The 649-nt window shown below is 47.6% G+C and carries 1 pseudogene; it reads left to right on the plus strand.

Annotated features, from left to right (window positions below):
• Window positions 1-125: 125 nt before the first annotated feature.
• A pseudogene (locus tag R7P74_RS27080) lies at window positions 126-649 on the plus strand (IS5-like element ISVal1 family transposase); the annotation flags it as partial.

A 649-nucleotide genomic window follows, 5' to 3' on the forward strand; every position in this document is an offset into this window, starting at 1 on the left:
CGTTTTTACGATTGTATTTTAGATAGCGGCAAGCGGCTCTGTGAGGGGCTTTGTTGCTTAAATCGATGGAACTAAATCAAGAAGCTACGATCTGATCGGCTACACCCATTAATCGTCGTAGCCTCATGCCTAAACCTCGTTACAAAACAACTAACTGGACGCAGTACAACAAAGCCTTAATAAACCGTGGTTCTCTGACCTTTTGGATTGATGAGGAAGCGATAGCCGAGTGGAAGCAAAACAAACAAGGCAAGCGTGGTAGACCTCGCCGATTCAGCGACTTAGCCATTACTACCGCACTGATGGTTAAGCGCGTCTTCTCCATGCAATTGAGAGCGCTGCAAGGCTTTCTAGACTCAGTATTTAAGCTGGCTCACATCCCGCTTGTTTGCCCACACTACACCTGTATAAGCCGCCGAGCTAAGGAAGTTGAGGTTTCATTTAAAACCAAAACCAGAGGAGCAATACAACATCTGGCCATTGATGCCACTGGCCTCAAGGTTTATGGCGAAGGTGAATGGAAGGTCAAGAAGCATGGTACTGATGGGAAGCGCAGAGTCTGGCGTAAGCTGCATATCGCGGTAGATACAAGCACCCACGAAATAGTCGCAGCAGAGCTGAGCTTATCTAACGTCACTGATGCCGAAGT

Source organism: Vibrio sp. 2033 (assembly GCF_033339735.1).